This window comes from Prochlorococcus marinus str. MIT 0917 (genome assembly GCF_027359575.1).
In the GTDB taxonomy this organism is placed as follows: domain Bacteria; phylum Cyanobacteriota; class Cyanobacteriia; order PCC-6307; family Cyanobiaceae; genus Prochlorococcus_B; species Prochlorococcus_B marinus_D.
Genome location: NZ_CP114784.1, coordinates 98,540 through 118,495, shown reverse-complemented (window position 1 = coordinate 118,495; position 19,956 = coordinate 98,540). Strand labels below are relative to the sequence as shown.

Below are 19,956 nucleotides of genomic sequence, written 5' to 3'. Positions count from 1 at the left end.
AATAATAAAATAATTAAATTGTATATTCTGTTTTTAAGGGTCTACCCATTTACCATCTTCTTTAATTAAATCAACCAATGCCTGAACACCTTCATCCTCAGGTACCCTCTTGATTTCATCTCTATTTCTATAAAGCGCAATAGTTCCGACACCTTTACCTACATAACCATAGTCAGCATCTGCCATTTCTCCAGGTCCATTAACGATGCAACCCATTACAGCGATATCCAAACCCGTTAAATGTTGAGTAGCGTCCCTAACTCTTGCTACAACTTCTTCTAAATTAAATAATGTTCTACCACAACTGGGACAACTAATATATTCAACCATAGTTTTTCTCAAACCAACCGCTTGTAAAATTGAATATGCAACTGGTATTTCTTTTTCAGGCGCCTCTGTTAAAGAAACTCTAATTGTATCTCCAATGCCTTCGGATAACAATGTACCTATCCCTACCGTACTTTTTATTCTTCCATAATCCCCATCTCCAGCTTCAGTTACACCCAAATGCAAAGGATAATTAAATCCCTCTTTGTCCATTGTGTCAGCCATCATTCTATAAGCAGCGAGCATCACTGGTGCTCGAGAAGCTTTCATCGAAATTACAATATTATGAAAATCTAATGAATGACATATTCGAATAAATTCCATAGCTGATTCAACCATTCCAAAGGGCGTATCTCCATAAGCAAATAACATTCTTTCAGACAAAGAGCCATGATTAACTCCTATTCTTAGGGCCTTATTTTGCTCTTTTAGAGTATTAACAATTGGTTCGAATTTTTGTATGATCTTCTCTTTTATTACGTCAATTTCCTCTTGAGTAAATTCAGTTCTATTGGGATCTGGTTTTTCAAAAACGAATAATCCAGGGTTGATACGAACTTTATCTACATGCTTAGCTACTTCTAAAGCTATTTTCATTCCATTGTGGTGAACATCCGCTACTAAAGGAACAGGTTGATAAGTGCTAGCTAGAAGTTTCTTTATTTCTCCCACAGCTTTTGCACTTGCAAGAGTTGGAACTGTTAATCTGACAATCTCACATCCAACTTCATGTAATCTCCTTATTGCGGCCGTTGAACCCTCTATATCCATCGTATCTTCATTAATCATTGATTGAACACGCACCGGATTATCTCCACCGATGCCAATATCACCAACCATCACTGGTCTAGTATCTCTACGAATAATTCTGGTGCTATATCGCTGTGAGAGATTATTTTCTTCCATATTCTTTTCCAGGGTCGCAATCATGGGTTAACAATTGAGCCTCTTTAATAAATAAGGATGACATATTCAAGGGCTATTATAAAAAATCAATTTTTTCCTTAATTTTTAAAAAATCTGATTTAGTCAGACTCATGGGTTTTCCATCCTGATTAGATGGATTCCTAAGTAAATAAGATGGATGAAAAACTGGCATTACAAGTTTGCCCTCCCAATCAATCCATTTCCCCCTGAAGATACTAATACGAGACTTAATTTTCAAAATCGCTTCTAATGCTGTTGCTCCAACAAGGACTATTAATCTGGGGTTTACAAGTTTTATTTGTTGATACAACCAGGGAAGATTTTCTTGAATTTCAATCTTTGTTGGACGTCTATTTTGGGGCGGTCTACATTTGACCACGTTGCAAAAATAAACATCCTGGTTGATATCAATCCCAGCATTATGAAGTAATTTATCAAGTAATTTTCCAGACCTTCCTACAAAAGGCTTACCTACCTCCTCCTCTTTTGCTCCCGGAGCTTCTCCAATAATCATTAACTTGGCGAGAGGGTTACCCCTTGATACAACGATTTTATTTATGGAATTGCTTAAATCAGAGACTTCAGAAACGCCTTTATCAGAGGAGATGTTTTGAGTCACATTAAAGCTTCCTTATTTGATCCTTTTAAAAGATAGGGCACCAAAATTAAAAATTGATTACCTTCTGGGTCAAGCATCCATTGCTCAGATCCAAAATTTGCCAATTTTGGAATTCCCATGGCACTACCTCCTATTTTCAATATCTCAGATATCCAGCCCTCTAAGATTTTTGATGGATCCGCACAAGGTTCACGTTGAAAACACAATGCGGTTGAGTTTCCTTTCCTTTGCCATTCGTGATTTTTATTAGGTCTATAAAAATGTATTTTGGATCGATTACTTAATGAAATAAAATAATGAGTTGCATTAAAACCTTTATTCACCTTGTCAGAGTTGATCTTGGCATAAAATCCTGACAATTCTTTAGGGTTTTCAGAAGCAATTACAAAGTTTATGTTCATCAAAGGCATGCAAGTATCAGATTAAGTAGTAAGTTTGTAATTAGATGAATTCACTTTAAAAGTGAATCTAATAAAAACATTTTGAAGTTATGCTTCGAAGATGACTGACAAATCACAGATATCTATAAGAGCTCTCTCCATAAAACCTTCTCTAACTCTTGAGATCAGCGCAAAAGCTAAAGCTTTGAAAGCCGAGGGGAAAAATATTTGTAGTTTAAGTGCAGGGGAACCAGATTTCGATACCCCTGAATTTATTATAGATGCAACTCTAAAAGCATTAAAAGATGGGAAAACTCGTTATGGGCCTGCAGCTGGAGATCCTGAATTAAGAGAAGCCATTGCGCAAAAACAATCAGATATAAATAAAGTTCCAACAAAAACAGACAATGTTTTAGTAACTAATGGAGGCAAACAAGCAATATACAATTTATTTCAAGTAGTTTTGAATCCTGGAGATGAAGTACTCATACCTGCACCTTATTGGCTTAGTTATCCAGAGATAACACTTTTAGCTGGTGCCAAGCCAATTAAAATTAAATCTTCAACTAAAGATAATTTCAAAATAGATATCAATTCTCTAGAAGAAAACGTATCTGAAAAAACAAGGTTATTAATTATCAACTCTCCAAGTAATCCAACAGGGTGCGTTTTAACCGAGCAAGAAATGAATACTATTTCTGATTTTTTAAGAAGACATCCAAGAATTTTTTTAATGAGTGATGAAATTTATGAATTTCTTATTTCTCCAAATCAAGTTCATCACAGTTTTGCAAAAATAGCACCAGATTTAAAAAATAGAATTTTCACAGTCAACGGTTTTGCCAAGGCTTGGGCAATGACTGGCTGGAGGATTGGATACCTAACAGGAAATACAGAGGTAATAAAGAAAGCCATTGCTTTACAAAGTCAAAGTACAAGCAATGTATGCAGTTTTGCTCAAAAAGGAGCTATTGCCGCACTTCAGGGCTCAAAAGATTGCGTTCATGAAATGGCAGAAATTTATAACAAAAGGAGGTTATTGATAACAGAACGACTAAAAAAAATAAAAAATATTTCGTTTGTCCCTCCTACTGGAGCTTTCTATGTTTTCCCAGAAATTAATCTAGAGGATATCGATTCAATAAGTTTCTGTAAGTTGGCACTAGAAAAGGTTGGCCTAGCAATAGTTCCAGGGATTGCTTTCGGAGATGACAAATGCATAAGAATATCATATGCATCATCTAATAAAATGATCAATGATGGAGTAGATAGATTAGAAAGATTATTAAATGATTTTTAAATGATTTTTAAATAAAAAAATGAATCAAGCTCCAAGATTAATCAAATCAACTAAAATAACTATTTCTCTTTTATCAATATTTAATTTATCTAATATTACTTCATTAAAAGCAGAGGAAATACTTCGCATTGGGGCGATACCAGATCAAAACCCAGAGCACCTGAATCGTCTATATAAAGTATTATCCTCTGAATTAAGCGAGCAGCTCAATGTTCAAGTCCGTTATAAACCAGTTACTAATTATGCTGCAGCTGTAACAGCTTTTAGGACCGGGAATTTAGATTTAGTATGGTTCGGTGCTTTAACGGGTGTACAATCAAGACTTCAAAGCAAAGGATCCAAGGTAATAGCACAAAGAGATATTGATAAAAAATTCCATAGTATTTTCATTGCAAACAAGAAAAGTTCAATCCAAAAAATAAATAACATAAATGACTTAAAAACACTAAAAGGCAAGCGTTTTACTTTTGGCTCTGAAAGTTCAACATCAGGAAGATTGATGCCACAATATTTTTTAAACAAAGCAGGTGTTCAACTTAAAGATTTCAAAGGTGCAAGCCCAGGCTTTAGTGGTAGCCACGATTCAACATTAATGCTTGTGCAAAGTGGTTCATATGAGGCAGGTGCTCTTAGCGAAGAAGTATGGAAGAGAAATATTGAGAGAGGACGAGTGGACCAATCAAAAGTCTTTGTGATTTGGAAGACTCCTTCTTATCATAATTATCATTGGCTCGCTCAAGGAAACCTAGATAAAAAGTTCAAAAAAGGCTTTACGAAAGAACTTACAAATGTATTTTTACGTTTCAATGAAAAGTCAAAAAAACAAAAACAAATTCTCGAATTATTTGGCGCAAAGAAATTTATAATATCAAAAAACGAGAATTATAATAAAATAGAAAAGGTAGGTAGAAAAATTGGAAAGATCAAGTGACTAAGTTACTAGAATTAAAAAATATAAGCCATAGCAGTAAAGAAAGTATTAGAGTAAAAGATATTAACTTAACAATAAATCAAGGTGAGAAGATAGCGCTTATTGGCAAGAGTGGCTCTGGCAAAAGTACATTAATCTCGATCGCGAATGGATCACTAATCCCAAAAGAAGGGGATGTAATATGGAAAGGTTCTCGCATTAACAATATTTCAAATATTGAGTCGTCAAAAATAGGAACTATATGGCAGGATTTATCTTTGATAGAGGAGCTAAATGTCGCTCAGAATATAAACTGCGGTGCACTAGGTAAACACAATTTCATATGGGCTTTAAAAAATCTCCTCGGAGTCTTAGATAAAGGTTTATGCCAAGAATGCCTAGAAGCAGTCTCTCTGCCTAAAAAAACTATTTATTCCTATATAAATAAACTTTCTGGTGGGCAAAAAAAAAGAATAGCAATTGCACGTCTTTTAAGACAAGAACCAGAGATTCTTCTTGGAGACGAACCTTTCTCAAATTTAGACCCTCTATTATCAAAAAATATCTTAAATTTATTTATTAATCAAAAAAATTATCTTAGAATTAAAATCCCTGAGACCATACTTATAAGTCTTCACCAAATTAATTTAATAAATAATTTCAATAGAGTTATTGGGTTAAAAGATGGAGAGATTGTAATAGATAGAGAAATTAATAATATTAATAAATCAGAGCTTGATTGGCTATTTTAATTCATAATGAAATTAATAAAACCAGTATCAACTTTATTAACATTAATCCCATCAATAGCCTACATTCCCATTCTAATAGAAATTATCAAAGGATTTCATATTGGGGGCCTAAATATCATATTTCTATTCATAAGCTCAGCGATAAAACCTTCGCTCAATCAAGAAGTAGTTAAAAGTGCATGGGAAGGACTTCAAATAACAATTGCTACTGCTTTAACTAGCTGGGTTATAAGCATGCTTATTGGAATTCTTTTAGGTGTACTATCTACAGATTTATTTTGGAAAAGTATTCCTAAATTTTCTTATTTAGGTAAATTGATAAAATACTTATTAGCAATTCCAAGATCAATACATGAAGTAGTCTGGGGCCTGCTTTTTATACAAATTTTAGGTTTGAATATTTGGGTGGCAATTATATCTATAGTCATTCCCTATTCAGCCTTAACAGCAAGAGTAATTTCAGAACAACTAGATAGTTTTGACATACAACCTCTAATAGCAATTAAGAAAACCGGATCTAATGCTATGAGCTCATTTATAACTATTCTACTACCAAAGTTAATACCTATCGTATCTACATATGGAAGTTATAGATTTGAATGTGCAATTAGAGGTGTAACATTACTTGGAATATTTGGATTAGGAGGTATAGGAACAGAACTATATTTAACTTTAAAATCATTTGAGTTCAATGAAATGTGGACTTGTTTGTGGATGCTTTGGTTAGTTATGATTTTATTAGAGAAATTTATAAGATATTTAAGAAGTTATATATCTGAAAATATTAGTTTGAAAAATTCTTTCTTAATTTCAATCTCAATATTTTCACTATCTCTATCCTTAGGTATTAGTTGGCTTTATAATCTAAATTTTGAGATATTTACTCCATTAAGCTTTTCGTATTTAAATTTACCTTCATTAGTAGAGATAAGAAATGGATTTAATACCTTACCTCTTTTTAAACTAATCATTACAACAATTTTAATAACTTTTTTCGCGTCTGGGATTGCGATAGGGACACCTCCACTTTTACTAGTATTATTCCCAGGTAAATTCCTTCTAAAAGTTCAAAATCTTATTTGGATCTTCTTTAGATTAATACCTCCTCCATTGACCACTATACTTATTCTTCTTTTTACTAATCCTAATATATCTGTAGCCGCATTATCACTAGGAATTACACATATGGGTGTCATGGGAAGATTACTTACAGATAACATACTAAATCAAGAAAAAAGTATTTATCGCGCAATTAAAAGCAATGGTTCAAGCAAGAAATCAGCAACACTTTATGGAATATTAGCCCCCCAAAGTAATAGTTACTTAGCTTATGGAGCATATAGAAGTGACGTAATCCTAAAGGAAACAGCAATTATAGGTGCAGTCGGAGGAGTAGGATTAGGGTGGCAATTACAGGAATCACTAAGCTCATTCGATTGGGCCCAAGTCATGATAATAACTGTTACTTTCTCTTTATTAACAATATCAGGAGAATTCTTATTTAACACTTCTCAAAATTATTGGTTAAAGAATTCAACCAACAATTTCATTAGTTAGTTATTTTCTTCAACATATCGACTTATGAATAAATATCAGAAAAAATTAATCATAATTGGAGATAGTGGGGTTTACGGATGGGGAGATCTAGAGGGAGGGGGATGGTCTGAGAGATTAAGACAAAACTGGTTAAATTTAAATGGTGCACCTATTATTTATTCTCTTGGAGTAAGAGGAGATGGATTAGAGAAAGTTGCTATAAGATATAAGAATGAGTGGGCAACAAGGGGAGAGTTGAGGAGAAAAGTTCCTGAAGGTATTTTGCTATCAATTGGATTAAATGATACAGCTAGAATTGGCAGAAAAGATGGCAGGCCCCAACTTTCCGAAGATGCTTTTAAATTTGGCTTAAAACAATTAGTAAACGAAATTAAGAATGAAGTACATATAATGGTTCTTGGATTAACACCTGTTAATGAAGACTCAATGCCTTTTGCAGAATGTCTTTGGTATTCAAATCAAGCTTGTTCTAAATATGAAAATAAAATAGAAGAAACTTGCTTAGAATTAAATGTCCCGTTTTTATCTATCCATGAAAAAATGCTCAACTTATTATCATTTAAAGAATTACTCTCATCAGATGGAATACATCTGAATACTAAGGGTCATAAATGGATTTATGAACAAATTAGTGAATGGCCAGCATTAAAGAATTGGGCTGATTTAAAATAAATATTTCAAACAAAATACAAATATAAAAAGATAGCAATAATAGCGGCTATAGATGTCTGGATAGAGTTAACTAATTCATTAGTCATCCAATCAATCTTATTTTGCACCACTGCTCCAATATAACTTTCCAAAAAAGTTGCTAAATAGCCTGATAAGAAGACTATAAAAGCAACAGATAGTCCAGAAATAATCGATAGATTAAGCATAAAAACAGTCATGATAAAGCTTCCTAATAAACCAGCAACCGAACCTTCGATGCTTATTGCTCCCTCTGTTCCTGGTGAAACTGTCTTTAAAGTCGTAATTAGAAAAGTTCTTTTACCAAATCTTTTGCCAATTTCACTTGAAAAAGTATCGGAAAGTTTTGCGCTGAAACTAGAAGCGAAACCTACCATGAATAAATTTAAAAAATTCGGCCAAAAACAACTTAATAAGGCGAGTGAGCAACCTGTTGCTGCAGAACCCCATACATTTTCAGGGCCACGTTGACCACCTCTGGCTTCAGCAATCCCTCGGGAAGCCTTATTTTTGTATCCAATTTTTGTAACTAAAGTTCCCAACAAGAGATATACACAAACTGATATCCAACCATTCCAACCAATAGATCCTAATAAAAGTGTTCCAAGTATTCCAGCATGAATCCAACCTTTCTTAGTTAAAAATGGAAGCCTGTGTCCCAAAAATATCAACAAGAAATTTATCAAAAAAGCATTAATCCAAATACCGCTAATAAAAGAGAAGTTAGCCATCGTTCCTAATCAGCATGCCTGTTTTCTAAACAATAGACGGTTTTATGATCACAATATTCAACCTTAAAGGGATGATTTAAGTCTTCTCCATGAAATCATTAGCTGACAGGCGCTTACTGCAGCTGTTGCTGTCCTCAAGATAGTGTCTCCCATAGAAACCCCAGATAAGCCAGAGTCAAAAGCCAATGTCTCTTCATCTTTATTCCAGCCTCCCTCTGGGCCAACTACTAGCCAAACTTGATTAACTTTATGTGGTGTTTCTTTTAACCAATTCACACAATCTTGCAATTCTTCAATGCGAGTTGTGGCAAATCCTATTTGAGCTTCGGAAGGCAAATCATTTATCCAATTAGGAAATGTCAATGTCTGCATTAGTTCTGGACTCCAGAGTCTTTCAGATTGCTCAACGGCTTCATGAATAATTTTTTGATATCTAATAATTTTTTCGTTATTGCATTCTTTAACTACTGATCGTTTGGAAATCAATGGTTGAATAATGTCAACTCCTATCTCACAACTCATTTGCAAAAAGTTTTCAAATCCCTTTTTAGGAAGAACTACAGCAATGCCTATTAATGGTCTCTCTCTTGAAACGAATTGAAGAGGTTTATCAAAACCATTGGTAAGTTTTATAGTTTTCTTTTCAACAATTTTTGCGTTCCAAAGATGACCTTTTCCATCAATAACCTCTAAAAGGTCTTCAGATCTCATCCTCATAACCCTGGATAAATAATGTGATTCATTAGAGGTCAAAATCAACTCTCCCTTTGAATCGATTTCATCACTTAATCGATTTGGGTTTATAAATAATCTTCTTTTCTCAGCCATAGAAAATTAATCTGTTGAAGAAAAAATTGCATCAGGATGTTCTTCTACTGGCCAATCTTGATTTACTCCTCCGATAATTAGTTCCTCTATTTTCACGACATCAACATCCATTTGTTTTAGTACATTTATCAAAATATCAATTGCGATGAGGTCAGAAGTACCTAAATCGACCCAACATCTAGCCCAGCACTCATTAAATTCAAATTCTCCAAGATTATGCATTAATGAGGGAAGACTAGAGGAGTTATCGTCATTTTCATAGCTCATCCAACTAACATCAGAACCCATTTCGTGCGTTTGCAAATTTTCAGAATTAAATCCCCCAAGTCTGCCTAGCACATACCAAGAATCAAAAATACCATCTACGTATTCTTTTTCTCCTTTGCTTGGGACATCTGAATATCTAAGCCAAATCCAACAATTAAAAGGATCAACTTCACGAAATCGAACTTCCATAAACAACAGATCTTAAAAAAGAAAAACTAAAAGATATCAAACATAATCTAATGTAAATTGATTAAAGAAAATTGAAAAATCTTTATTTAATTGATCAAAGCCTCATTAACAAAGAATGCTTAGTTTAAAAAATATTTATTACCATCCCTCAACAGCAGAGAAGACAATCCTTAGAGATTTGTGTTTAAAATCAAATACTGGAAAAATCACCATAATTAGAGGACCCAGCGGAAGTGGAAAAACTACATTAGTAGAAATCATTAGCGGTCTTTCGGGACATCAAAAAGGAGAGATAACATGGTTCAACAAACCTCTAAATGCACGTCAACGCAGGTGGTTATGTGGATTGGTTTTTCAATTTCCAGAAAGATATTTTCTTGGATTATCAGTAGCTCAAGAATTACGTCTTGGACATAAGAGGTTAACGACTGAAGAACAAATTTCAGCTCTCACAAAAGTGGGGTTAATCAACTTAGATTTAAAGAAGCCGCCAGAATCTCTTAGTGGAGGGCAACAACGACGACTAGCTATTGCTGTTCAACTATTGAGGAATCCAAAAGTACTTTTATTGGACGAGCCAACAGCAGGTTTAGATTGGTCAGTGAGAGACGGAATTATAGAATTACTCGCAAAGCTTAAAAACAAGCAAACTATTCTAATAGTTACTCATGAACCCGATCTGTTTAAAAATTTGAATACCAAAAATTATGAGTTGCACAATGGTCAACTTATCCCTGAGTAATCAATTCAACTAATCAATGACAGATTTACTAGTTAGAGCTACTGCAGCGAAAGGAGGGATCAGGCTAGTCGCCGTATCAACAACTGAATCAACAAAAGAAGCAAAAGAAAGACATTCTCTTTCCTATTTAACTTCTGCAATTGTAGGTAGGGCCATGAGTGCAAGCCTCTTGCTTGCAAGCTCAATGAAGGTAAATCATGGAAGGGTGACTTTAAGGGTAAGCTCAAATGGACCACTAAAAGGATTAACCATTGATGCGGGTAGAGATGGAAGTGTGAGAGGTTACGTTGGTGATCCAAGTCTTGAATTAGACCTAATTAAAAATAAAAGCAATCAATATACATTTGATTTTAAAAAAGCTACAGGTATTGGCTATCTTCACGTTATTAGAGATGATGGGAAAGGTGAGCCACACAACAGCACAGTTGAATTAATTAATGGAGGGATTGGTGAAGACATAGCTTCCTATTTATTACATTCTGAACAAACTCCATCAGCTGTGTTTGTTGGAGAAAAAATTAATCAGGATGGAATAGTTTGTAGCGGAGGACTATTAGCACAAATACTACCTAAAGCTGAACGAGACTATTCATTGATAGCCCTACTTGAAGATCGATGTAAAGAAATTAACTCTTTTAGTGAGTTATTAAACAAAAAAGGGCCTAACCTTATTTCGCTAATTGAAGAAATTTTTCCTGACCTTGATCAATCACATTCAGATATTATTAGCACATCTCAAGAAGTCCGTTTTAAATGTAGATGCTCAAGAGAAAGAAGCCTATCAGCATTAAAAATATTGGGAAAAAAAGAACTTCAGGAAATGATAAAGGAGGATGGGAAAGCAGAACTTACATGTCAATTCTGCAAGAATGTTTATCTTGTTAAAGAGGACGAATTGATATCTTTAATCGATTAGAGGATTAATCAAGGAAAATCACTCCTAACCAAAGTAAAAATACTGCAGGTATCGCTTCAAATTTGTCCGAAGACAATGATCCAGTGTTATCAATAAATGATTGAGCCCCACCCAAAAGTAATGCACCAGATAGAAGTCCAATACTAAGAAGAAGAATGCACCAGAGAACAGAGGAAAAGAAAGGCCTACCTCTACGAGACTGACTAATGAATAAGCCTATTGTCGAGAATGAAAGTATTAATTCAACACTTTCAGAAGGCACAATTAAAACAAGTAAAAAAGCCAATATTCCAAGAGAAATCCTTATATTTAATTCTTGCCCAGAGGGCAACTCAAAGCTTGGTAAGAAATTAGATTTTGATGCCTCGTATTTAGGAAGATTTAAATTTTTCAACCTAGTTAGAAGAGAACCAGGTCCTATATCACCAACTTTCTTTGCTTCATTTTCTTTCTTTGATGCAGTTATTGCCTCATTACTTGCATTACCAAGTTGTCTTGACTTAAGGCTTACCATTAACAACGAATCATAAGCAGCTTCTACTTTTGCTTTAGTGATTTGGTCATCTCCAGCCTCAATTAACTTGTTATCCCTTGCTTCTTGAATAGCATCAAAACTTGCACCCTCATTTATTCCAAGTATCAAATATGGATCTTGTGAGTTTGAATTTGATTGTGAATTAGTACCAGGGTCCATAGATTTTTCAAAAAAGATTTATGAACTATCTTTATTAATTAGATATTAATCTACTTTAAAGAGAAACAGGATCAACACCACTGACAACCGGAGCAACTGAGTTTAATTCCATTTCAGGATGATCTTCCTTTAACTGATTTAGATTCCATTCATTTTTAAAAAGCAGTACCGGTCTAAGCCAAGCATCCTGAACCGTTTTACAATTAAAAATTCTTCCAACCTCCTCTAAAGCCGGCCACCCCCCTTTTACCCATCTAGCGACTTGATAACCCATTGGTTCAAGCCTAGTTTCCACTCCATATTCGCTAGCAAGTCGATGTTGTACTACCTCAAGCTGAAGCTGACCAACTGCAGCCAAAATTGGATCTCTTTTACTTTGATCTTTATCGTAAAGGATTTGAACTGCTCCCTCCTCTCTTAATTCATTGACCCCTTTCCTAAAGTTCTTAAAAGCTGAAGGGTTTGGATTTCTTAACCAACTAAATATCTCGGGGCTAAAACATGGAATCCCCTCGAACTCAACTCTCGGTCCAATAAACAATGTATCTCCAATCGAAAACATTCCTGGATTATTTAAACCAATAACATCACCAGGGTAAGCATCATCAACGACGGCCCTATCTTGACCAAAAATCTTTTGGGGCCTTGAGAGTCTGATTTGTTTACCCGTCCTCGCGTGTTGAACTGTCATATCTTTTCTAAACCTGCCACTACATACACGCACAAAAGCAACCCTATCTCTATGTTTTGGATCCATATTTGCTTGTAATTTAAATACAAATCCACTAAATGATTCTCTTGTAGGAACGATTGGGCCATCAAAGCTATTTCGAGCAACTGGTCCCTGAGATAGCTCAAGAAAATTATCTAAAAATGGCCTAACCCCGAAGTTGGTCATTGCAGATCCAAAGAACACAGGCGTTAATTCGCCAGATATGATTAATTCTTGATTTAATTCACAACCAGCCTCATCCAGAATCTCAATCTCTTCAAGTGCTTTTAGTAACAGTTCTTCTTCTACTAAATTTTTAAGTTCCGGATCATTAATTTTTAATCGTTTTTCACTAGATTGCTTCCCTCGTTCAGCTTTCGAAAATAAAACAACTTCTTTGGTTGCCCGCTCAACGACACCTCTAAAAAGCTCACCACTTCCTATTGGCCAATTAACTGCAAAGGTTGATAATCCTAATTCAGACTCAATCTCATCTAATAATTCAAGCGGTTCTTGACCTGGCCTATCCATCTTGTTGATGAATGTGAAAATTGGTATTTGTCGCATTCTGCAAACCTCAAAAAGCTTTCTTGTTTGAGGTTCAAGTCCTTTCGCTGCATCCTCAAGCATTACAGCATTATCAGCAGCGGCAAGTGTCCTATACGTATCTTCCGAAAAGTCTTGGTGACCAGGAGTATCTAATAAATTAATCGTCTTATCTTTATAGGCAAATTGTAAAACAGTTGATGTAATTGATATGCCTCTTTGTTTTTCAAGCTCCATCCAGTCAGAAGTAACTTTTCTCTGTTCTCCTCTTGCTTTTACTGCTCCTGCTTGTTGAATAGCTCCGCCATAAAGCAAAAGTTTTTCTGTCAAAGTAGTTTTACCTGCATCAGGGTGGGAAATAATCGCAAAATTTCTTCTTTTTCCAACCTCATTAGTTAAAGATACAGTTAATTCTTCTTCTAAATTTGTATCTAGATTAGTCTTTTCTTCTGGAGTTGATTTCATTATTGTTTTTGGTTGTTCAATTGTTCAGGGAAAAGATTAAATACACCCAATAATCTCAAAATAAAGCTCATCAAGTTGAAAAACCTCTAATTGAGATAACCCTGCATCAACTAACTGTTGAGATACTTCCTCAACTGTAAATGATGCCTTGAGAGATGCATGAAAATCCTTTTTTAGAATTCCTGGAGAATCTGAAAGATGTTTTTCTTTTACCTCAAATGCTTTTTCTTCAGAAGTAGGCCTTATTAAATCACGATGAATATGAATACACTTTGTTTTACCAATTTTTTTTAATGCACCCCAAAAACTATGAGGATCATGAAAATGATGCAAGGCACTATTACTGACTATGATATCAGCTTTAAAAGGAAAATATATTTCACCTGTGGTGATCGAATTAATATCAATCAATTGATAAGAGAGATTCTTCTTAAAATTTTCGGAAAGTTTATTTTCTGCTTCATTCAACATTTCCTTTGAGCCATCAATGCCTACAACATTTACAAAGGGCCAATTTTTGGCAATTCTCTCTGCAATATTTCCTGGCCCACATGCCATATCAAAAATTAAATCACTTTTATTAAGGGTTCTTCCTATTTTTTTTAAATATTTTTCAAGCGATTTAACAACCATAGAATCACTCCTAGAGAAATCCGCTTCGGCATAAGCCCTTACCTGCGAAGGGATTTGCATGAGCTCTGGTTCCGGTGTTCTCTTCATTACTAAAAAAAAAATTTGTTATTTTCTTCGGAGCCCTGTAGATGGTGTTAAAAAAACTTGCTAACGCTATACATGGCGTTACCGTAGTACTTACCAAAGGGATACAAAGATTTTGACAATCGCAACAAGCCAGCCCGAAACCAATAATTCAGCATCGGGCAAAAAGAATGTTACAACTGATTTTCCAATAACTGCACCTGCAGCTAATCCTGTCTTTTACAGAACATATAGTAGAAAACTTCCAGCAGGTCGTGAAAGCTGGGAACAAGTAAATACAAGGAACCTTGATGGTCTAAAGAAGCTTGGGGGATTAACCGAATCAGAAATAAATTTAATGCAAAGAATGCAACAAGAGAAAAAAGCTCTTCCATCAGGTCGATGGCTTTGGATAGGCGGAACAGAATGGATTGAAAAAGAGAAGAATTTTTCTGGAGCCTACAATTGCACCTCAACAAATCTTGTTGATTGGCAAGCCTTTGGACTTATGATGGATTTAGCCATGATGGGTTGCGGAACGGGTGCAATAATTGAGCCTCACTTGATTGATCAACTTCCAGAGGTTACAAATACAATTAATATTGAAAATGTTTCAGATATTGGATTAACTCCTTCTGAAGAAAGGAATGAAAAGACTAGCTTCCATATTCAAGACAATAATGTACTGATAAAAGTTGGCGATAGTAGACGTGGATGGGTTGATAGCTATCAAAAAATCCTTGAATTAAGCAGTGATAATAGTTTCAATTCTAACGTTATTAATGTTTCTATTGATTTAAAAGATGTAAGGCCAGCAGGTGAATCACTTAAAGGTTTTGGAGGCATGGCGAACCCTGTAAAACTCAAAGATTTATATCCCCGGATAGCAAATCTTTTAAACAAAGCAGTAGGAAGAAAACTAACTTCAATTGAATGTTGTCTACTAATCGACGAAGCAGCCGTCACAATCGTAGCTGGCAATATAAGAAGAAGTGCAGGTATGCGACAATTTTCTTCGCAAGATTTAGAAGCTGCTGGTGCTAAAGAAAATTTATGGAAGCAAGACTCATATGGTAATTGGAGTATTGACCCAGAGAAGGATGCCTTAAGAATGGCCAACCATACTCGTGTTTACCATACCAAACCTGAATTAGAAGTTCTTGTCGATGCAGTGACTAAACAATTTCATTCAGGTGAGGGGGCTATCCAATTTGCACCTGAAGCAATTGCTCGCTCAAATGCTGACATACTTTCAACGGTAGAACTCAGGAATGAATTTATAGAGATCTATTGCGACCAAGGGAAAGAGGAAGCATCCCAATGGATTCAATCAAATTATGGTCCATTTGATGATAAAGAACTTTTTCATAGACTCAGTAGATATGGTCTTAATCCTTGCGGAGAGATTCTAGGTTCAGATTTTCACTGCAATCTTGCAGAAATACATCTTAATCAAATTGATCCATTAGACATAAATCAACAAGAAGATGCTTTCAAAGCAGCAGCTTTGTCAGTCGCTTGCCTCCTTAATCATCGATTCGAAGTAGAGCGGTACAGAAAAAGTCGAGAATGGGATCCTATTGTTGGGGTCAGTTTCACAGGACTTTTTGACTTTTTTGTTCATGCCTTTGGGACGCCGTGGTTAAAATGGTGGGAAGCCGGGCGACCAGAGACAGAAGAAGGAAAGGATTTTAAACTCAAAGAAGCTACTTTTTTGAGTCGATGGCGAAAGATCGTCAACGACACAGTATTTGATTATTGTGATAGACATAGTATTCGTCGTCCAAGTCGTTGTACAACAGTCCAGCCTGCTGGTACGAAAAGTCTTCTGACAGGGGCTTCTCCAGGTTGGCATCCCCCAAAAGCTCAGCGTTTTATTAGAAGAATTACTTTCAGGAAGAATGATCCAGTCGCATTAGCTTGTATGGATTATGGATACACAATCGTCCCTTCTCAGTCAGATAAAGATGAAAATGGAAAACTACTAGATAATCCATTCGATCAAAAATGTACCGAGTGGTTAGTTGAAATCCCTACCGAGGTAAGTTGGGCAAACATACCTGGTGCGGATCAAATAGATATCAATAGCTTCTCAGCTCTTGCACAATTTGATTTTTATATGCAAGTTCAAACAAATTACACAGACCATAACACCTCTGCAACAATTGAATTCAGAGAAAATGAGATAGAAGGTTTAGCAAAAGCTCTGCATATCTCAATTGATCAAAATAAAGGTTACATTTCAGCTGCCTTACTAGCAAGGTTTGATGCAAATGCAACCTTCCCCAGACTTCCTTTTGAACCTATTGATGAAGAATGCTACACAAAATTGCAATCAGAGGTCGTAAAAAGAAGAGATAATTGTGATTTCTTTGATGCCCTTAGTCGATATGATCAAGGGGAGCTTACTGAGGCAGGCCCAGCAGGTTGCGATTCTGATAAATGCTTACTCCCACTCGCTAAACCATCTTAAGAGCAGTCATTCAAGCTTTATTGCGGGAATTTTAATGGCAGCCTAAATAAGTTCCTGAACTAAATACATAAGTTTAGTTTTTCGAAGAAGTTTTAAATATAATTGTCCAAATTAGAAAATATGGCTAACTATTAAGTAGGTATTGTGTACTTAAAATTTAAATGACTACGACAAATAAACCATTAAAGATAAGTGGCACAAGTACTAATGATGCACTTATTGATCAACTGAGAGCTTGTAAAAACCCAGATGAAATTCTGAAATTCGAGAAATGGTTCAATTCCAATATCGAATCAGACAAACTTTATAAAAGAATTTGTGAACTAATAAAAAACAGAAGCATTTCTAGAGCTTTAGGATCTAAGTGGCTCTTAACACTCATTGAAGATAGAGAAAATACTATAAGTAAGTTGTCGGTTCAATAATTTATTATTTAGATCTACTAATCAAAAATCAATTGTATTTCCCTCTAATTTTAGAAAGGGAATGGTCCTGTTGCCCCACTTGAAGCATTAAAGCCTGAAAGAGCCCAGATTCCAAACGAGAAGAGTGCACATCCAATAAAAAACATCAAGTGAGCTACATAGCGATATTTCTCTTTTTGACTGATTCCACCCTCCATAGGAAGGTCTCCAAGGAAACGTGATTGTGGGCTCTTGTTGCTTGCCATGAATGAGATTTACCAATGTTTTAAATTATTGCACAAATAATCTCATTGATATTTATGCATACAAATAATCTATAGGTTCTGAAATTTTTAAAGCTCTAGATGGATCCTCTTTAGAACGGACTTGATATAAAACCGGATGAAATTCTTGTTTGAGCTATTTTTTTTAGATTTCAGAAGCTAATACGGTAAAATTCCGGATGGAGAGCTGGGCGAGTGGCTTATAGCTTTAGTCTTGAAAACTAGCATTTATTCTTGCAAAACCAACAATATATCCGCTAAAATCACATGCTATAATTAGCTTTTATATATCTTTGTTGATTGCATAATATTCTTTCATTATTAATACTCTAAAGACGACTATCTCTGTTTTTTTATAACAAAGTAGTCAACTTTCGGTCTTTTCCAAACAAGTGTTCAATCACGGTCATGAAGGCTAGCAACGCAAAAAAGGCCGACCAAAGTCAGCCCTTCTCTTTCCGATAGCAATCGGTTGTCAACCATCTCTACTTTAAGTGCTTTAAAAGAAAACTCTTGGGTAGGGAGTTTGACCGTTCATTAATGATGAGTTTATTGGTTTACAGATATTCATTAATGCGTTCAGACCAAATCCAGGACCTGTCGGGCCATCAATGAATTCCTGAAATTCTTCTATCGTAATGTTCTCCTTAGTTTCCCAAATACAGTACAAAGGGCCATCAGAAGTCACAGCATTAGCAGAGTGGTTGTAAAAACCTTTTTCTCTATTTGCTGCTACAGCCTCATCCCATCCACCGCCAGGTGCCATTGCTGCATAAGCAGTTTCCCACCACTTAGATGAAGTACCAGCTCTAAATTCGTGATGAACGATATAAAAATTAGAGGCCATCAATCATATACAAGAACCAAAAGCATTACATATTATTGGAACTTTTATGTTTTAAAAGACCATTGCATCGTGTACTTCTGACAATAATTGAACCTTGGGCCTATGGCTTAGTAACGAGCGAAAAATCAAACAAAATCTCACCAATAAATTTCACCAAGTCCAAACAATGATTTCTTCTTTGATTTGGCTGAAGTAGATGTAGTCACATGCACTGGCGCAGTCTATTTGCAAGGATTGTCGAAAAGCCAATGAACAATCCAGCGGGAATAGCCAAGCTTGCAATAATTGTAGCTTCGTTAATTCCGTACATGGTTAAAGGATTACTCATGAAGCAAGGTCCAATGAACCTGATGCAAGAATTAGTGCAGGTATCCAAAAAAGAGCTAGAAACTTAGCTGCTCAGGAATTTTTGATTGAAGTCATGGTAGATAGAGGCAGATGGTTTTCGATGAAACAGAGTTTGATCATTCCGACCACTGATGCAATAAACATAAAAAAGATTTTTCCTTTACTAATATTCGGTTTAGTTAGGGCTAATCAGTTCGGGTGGTTCGGGACAGTTTTATTGATGACTTTCTAAGAAACCGTACTTGAATTTCATTTCAGTTGTTCTGGTTAGTTTGTTAACTTAGCAAGACGTTCGCTCCATCTTTGTGGGGTGCATTCAATGGAAGTAGGGAACGGGATTTCCAGTAATTAAGAAAGGTCATGAACAACCTAGTACTAACAAAAAAAAGAGTCTTAAAAGCAGAAAGACTACACAGAGCTCAACTTGCAACATTCAAGAAAGGAGTATTTACTTCCTACAAACCTTCAATTTTTGAACATAGACAAAAGATAGCTAGTGAACAAGTTGTAGCAATTGATTCTTAATTGAGAATTTAATTGACTGCTGATTTCTATCGAAAGTATTTGGGCTGACTTAGGTCAGCCCTTTTTATGTTTCCTATCGATTAACTAGTAAGTAGTACTTGAGTAAAAGCCGAGGTGTTTAAATCAAATGGAATCAATTAGAACATATTCATCCGAATAAGAGGTTTATGAAGCTAAGAACTCCATTTTTCATAAAAAATGCCTTAAGTGATATTCGAGTAATGCATGATTTCAATTATGAAGTTCCGCCTGAGACAAGAGAAGAGTTTTGGAAAGAAGAATGTGAAATCCACCCAACTTCGTCAACATGCAAAGTTTATGACGACTAATAAAACAAAGATTCAATGGATCCGTTAGATCCTGCCCTTCAAAGTACAGCCGTAACAGGAGTTAAGCCTTTATTAACTCTGGCAATTTTTGCTGGGGTAGGCTCTTTTTTCCTTGGAGCACTTGTTACTGCTATTAAAAGAGGAATAAAAGAAGACGGTTGGTTCAAATTTAACCACCAAGAAGAGAAACAAGAATAAGCAATTGCTTTTTCAAGTCATTAATCTAAACAAGACAATTTGGAGTCGATAAAGATACAAATGGAGTTCTTTAATGAGTTCGAAATAATAGGTGGGATTATTCCTAACTTGATTGGATTGGCATTTCTTTGTGGGGTGATTATTTATTTCGATCAAACCAGAAAAGAAAGAGTCAGACGAGGAGAAAAAGTACATCCTCATCAATAAAAATGATATGTTTGCTAAAGCTCAAATAATTGGTGGAATAGTTAACGACCTGATTGCTTTATGACTATTTTTTGGCGCGATTGGCTATTTTGC

25 protein-coding genes are annotated in these 19,956 nt (G+C 35.2%); 14 read left to right on the top strand and 11 right to left on the bottom strand.

The features are described 5' to 3' along the window. Positions 1-33: 33 nt before the first annotated feature. From ispG to O5637_RS00585, 3 genes are all read right to left on the bottom strand, one after another. Positions 34-1,233, bottom strand: a complete 1,200-nt coding sequence (ispG, locus tag O5637_RS00595; RefSeq protein ID WP_420063737.1) for a (E)-4-hydroxy-3-methylbut-2-enyl-diphosphate synthase — start codon at positions 1,231-1,233, stop codon at positions 34-36. 76 nt (positions 1,234-1,309) lie between these two features. Further along, complete coding sequence (locus tag O5637_RS00590) at positions 1,310-1,873, bottom strand: uracil-DNA glycosylase (protein WP_269605197.1); 564 nt, start codon at positions 1,871-1,873, stop codon at positions 1,310-1,312. Further along, complete coding sequence (locus O5637_RS00585; protein WP_269605195.1) at positions 1,870-2,274, bottom strand: lactoylglutathione lyase; 405 nt, start codon at positions 2,272-2,274, stop codon at positions 1,870-1,872. Before O5637_RS00585 ends, O5637_RS00590 begins: the two co-directional genes overlap by 4 nt. Before the next feature lie 100 nt (positions 2,275-2,374). On the opposite strand from O5637_RS00585, the gene O5637_RS00580 reads away from it, so the two are divergent. The 5 genes from O5637_RS00580 to O5637_RS00560 are packed head-to-tail and all read left to right on the top strand — an operon-like array spanning position 2,375 to position 7,444. Continuing rightward, positions 2,375-3,553 carry a pyridoxal phosphate-dependent aminotransferase gene (locus O5637_RS00580; RefSeq protein WP_269605193.1) on the top strand — a complete coding sequence of 393 codons (1,179 nt, stop codon included), beginning with the start codon at positions 2,375-2,377 and terminating at the stop codon, positions 3,551-3,553. Between the two features lie 19 nt (positions 3,554-3,572). Then, positions 3,573-4,484, top strand: a complete 912-nt coding sequence (locus tag O5637_RS00575) for a putative selenate ABC transporter substrate-binding protein (RefSeq protein ID WP_269605191.1) — start codon at positions 3,573-3,575, stop codon at positions 4,482-4,484. Beyond that, positions 4,481-5,215, top strand: coding sequence for an ATP-binding cassette domain-containing protein (locus O5637_RS00570; protein ID WP_269605189.1), 735 nt, complete (start codon positions 4,481-4,483; stop codon positions 5,213-5,215). The genes O5637_RS00575 and O5637_RS00570 overlap by 4 nt, the downstream gene beginning before the upstream one ends. Positions 5,216-5,221: 6 nt before the next feature. Beyond that, positions 5,222-6,772, top strand: coding sequence for a PhnE/PtxC family ABC transporter permease (locus O5637_RS00565; RefSeq protein WP_269605188.1), 1,551 nt, complete (start codon positions 5,222-5,224; stop codon positions 6,770-6,772). A 24-nt stretch (positions 6,773-6,796) separates the two neighbouring features. Then, positions 6,797-7,444 (top strand): GDSL-type esterase/lipase family protein, encoded by a 648-nt coding sequence (locus tag O5637_RS00560; RefSeq protein ID WP_269605186.1) that lies wholly within the window; start codon positions 6,797-6,799, stop codon positions 7,442-7,444. A 5-nt stretch (positions 7,445-7,449) separates the two neighbouring features. Here O5637_RS00560 and O5637_RS00555 read toward each other — a convergent pair whose 3' ends face one another. The 3 genes from O5637_RS00555 to O5637_RS00545 form a co-directional block, all read right to left on the bottom strand. Further along, positions 7,450-8,193 carry a TIGR00297 family protein gene (locus O5637_RS00555; protein ID WP_269605184.1) on the bottom strand — a complete coding sequence of 248 codons (744 nt, stop codon included), beginning with the start codon at positions 8,191-8,193 and terminating at the stop codon, positions 7,450-7,452. A gap of 63 nt (positions 8,194-8,256) precedes the next feature. After that, complete coding sequence (locus O5637_RS00550) at positions 8,257-9,021, bottom strand: 16S rRNA (uracil(1498)-N(3))-methyltransferase (RefSeq protein ID WP_269605182.1); 765 nt, start codon at positions 9,019-9,021, stop codon at positions 8,257-8,259. Positions 9,022-9,027: 6 nt separating this feature from the next. Then, positions 9,028-9,477, bottom strand: coding sequence for a DUF3531 family protein (locus O5637_RS00545; RefSeq protein ID WP_269605181.1), 450 nt, complete (start codon positions 9,475-9,477; stop codon positions 9,028-9,030). Between the two features lie 115 nt (positions 9,478-9,592). Between O5637_RS00545 and O5637_RS00540 the strand changes: the two genes are divergently transcribed. Both O5637_RS00540 and hslO read left to right on the top strand, forming a co-directional pair. After that, positions 9,593-10,219 (top strand): ABC transporter ATP-binding protein, encoded by a 627-nt coding sequence (locus O5637_RS00540; protein ID WP_269605179.1) that lies wholly within the window; start codon positions 9,593-9,595, stop codon positions 10,217-10,219. Between the two features lie 16 nt (positions 10,220-10,235). Beyond that, positions 10,236-11,135 carry an Hsp33 family molecular chaperone HslO gene (gene hslO, locus O5637_RS00535; RefSeq protein ID WP_269605177.1) on the top strand — a complete coding sequence of 300 codons (900 nt, stop codon included), beginning with the start codon at positions 10,236-10,238 and terminating at the stop codon, positions 11,133-11,135. A gap of 4 nt (positions 11,136-11,139) precedes the next feature. Here hslO and O5637_RS00530 read toward each other — a convergent pair whose 3' ends face one another. The 3 genes from O5637_RS00530 to O5637_RS00520 are packed head-to-tail and all read right to left on the bottom strand — an operon-like array spanning position 11,140 to position 14,272. Next, positions 11,140-11,829 (bottom strand): CPP1-like family protein, encoded by a 690-nt coding sequence (locus O5637_RS00530; protein ID WP_269605175.1) that lies wholly within the window; start codon positions 11,827-11,829, stop codon positions 11,140-11,142. Positions 11,830-11,884: 55 nt separating this feature from the next. Continuing rightward, a complete protein-coding gene (locus tag O5637_RS00525; RefSeq protein ID WP_269605174.1) occupies positions 11,885-13,552 on the bottom strand; it encodes a peptide chain release factor 3 in 1,668 nt (555 codons plus the stop codon). A 36-nt stretch (positions 13,553-13,588) separates the two neighbouring features. After that, positions 13,589-14,272 carry a class I SAM-dependent methyltransferase gene (locus O5637_RS00520; RefSeq protein ID WP_269605173.1) on the bottom strand — a complete coding sequence of 228 codons (684 nt, stop codon included), beginning with the start codon at positions 14,270-14,272 and terminating at the stop codon, positions 13,589-13,591. Positions 14,273-14,384: 112 nt separating this feature from the next. Between O5637_RS00520 and nrdJ the strand changes: the two genes are divergently transcribed. Both nrdJ and O5637_RS00510 read left to right on the top strand, forming a co-directional pair. Continuing rightward, on the top strand, positions 14,385-16,721 hold the full coding sequence (nrdJ, locus tag O5637_RS00515) for a ribonucleoside-triphosphate reductase, adenosylcobalamin-dependent (RefSeq protein WP_269605171.1): 2,337 nt from the start codon (positions 14,385-14,387) through the stop codon (positions 16,719-16,721). 161 nt (positions 16,722-16,882) lie between these two features. Next, positions 16,883-17,146 (top strand): RNA recognition motif-containing protein, encoded by a 264-nt coding sequence (locus tag O5637_RS00510; protein WP_269605169.1) that lies wholly within the window; start codon positions 16,883-16,885, stop codon positions 17,144-17,146. Positions 17,147-17,196: 50 nt separating this feature from the next. Here O5637_RS00510 and O5637_RS00505 read toward each other — a convergent pair whose 3' ends face one another. Beyond that, positions 17,197-17,391 (bottom strand): hypothetical protein, encoded by a 195-nt coding sequence (locus O5637_RS00505; protein WP_269605167.1) that lies wholly within the window; start codon positions 17,389-17,391, stop codon positions 17,197-17,199. 517 nt (positions 17,392-17,908) lie between these two features. Continuing rightward, entirely contained in the window at positions 17,909-18,256 is a 348-nt protein-coding gene (locus tag O5637_RS00500) for a hypothetical protein (protein WP_269605165.1), read from the bottom strand. Positions 18,257-18,462: 206 nt separating this feature from the next. On the opposite strand from O5637_RS00500, the gene O5637_RS00495 reads away from it, so the two are divergent. The 5 genes from O5637_RS00495 (at position 18,463) to O5637_RS00475 (ending at position 19,863) form a co-directional block, all read left to right on the top strand. Continuing rightward, positions 18,463-18,651, top strand: coding sequence for a hypothetical protein (locus O5637_RS00495; RefSeq protein WP_269605164.1), 189 nt, complete (start codon positions 18,463-18,465; stop codon positions 18,649-18,651). Between the two features lie 313 nt (positions 18,652-18,964). Next, the gene (locus O5637_RS00490) at positions 18,965-19,129 is read left to right on the top strand and encodes a hypothetical protein (protein ID WP_269605162.1); all 165 of its coding nucleotides are present in this window, start codon (positions 18,965-18,967) and stop codon (positions 19,127-19,129) included. A 167-nt stretch (positions 19,130-19,296) separates the two neighbouring features. Then, entirely contained in the window at positions 19,297-19,458 is a 162-nt protein-coding gene (locus O5637_RS00485) for a hypothetical protein (RefSeq protein ID WP_269605160.1), read from the top strand. Positions 19,459-19,473: 15 nt separating this feature from the next. Then, positions 19,474-19,656: a hypothetical protein gene (locus O5637_RS00480; RefSeq protein WP_269605159.1), complete on the top strand. Its 183-nt coding sequence runs from the start codon at positions 19,474-19,476 to the stop codon at positions 19,654-19,656. Positions 19,657-19,716: 60 nt separating this feature from the next. Then, positions 19,717-19,863 (top strand): hypothetical protein, encoded by a 147-nt coding sequence (locus O5637_RS00475; RefSeq protein ID WP_269605157.1) that lies wholly within the window; start codon positions 19,717-19,719, stop codon positions 19,861-19,863. Positions 19,864-19,956: the final 93 nt, after the last annotated feature.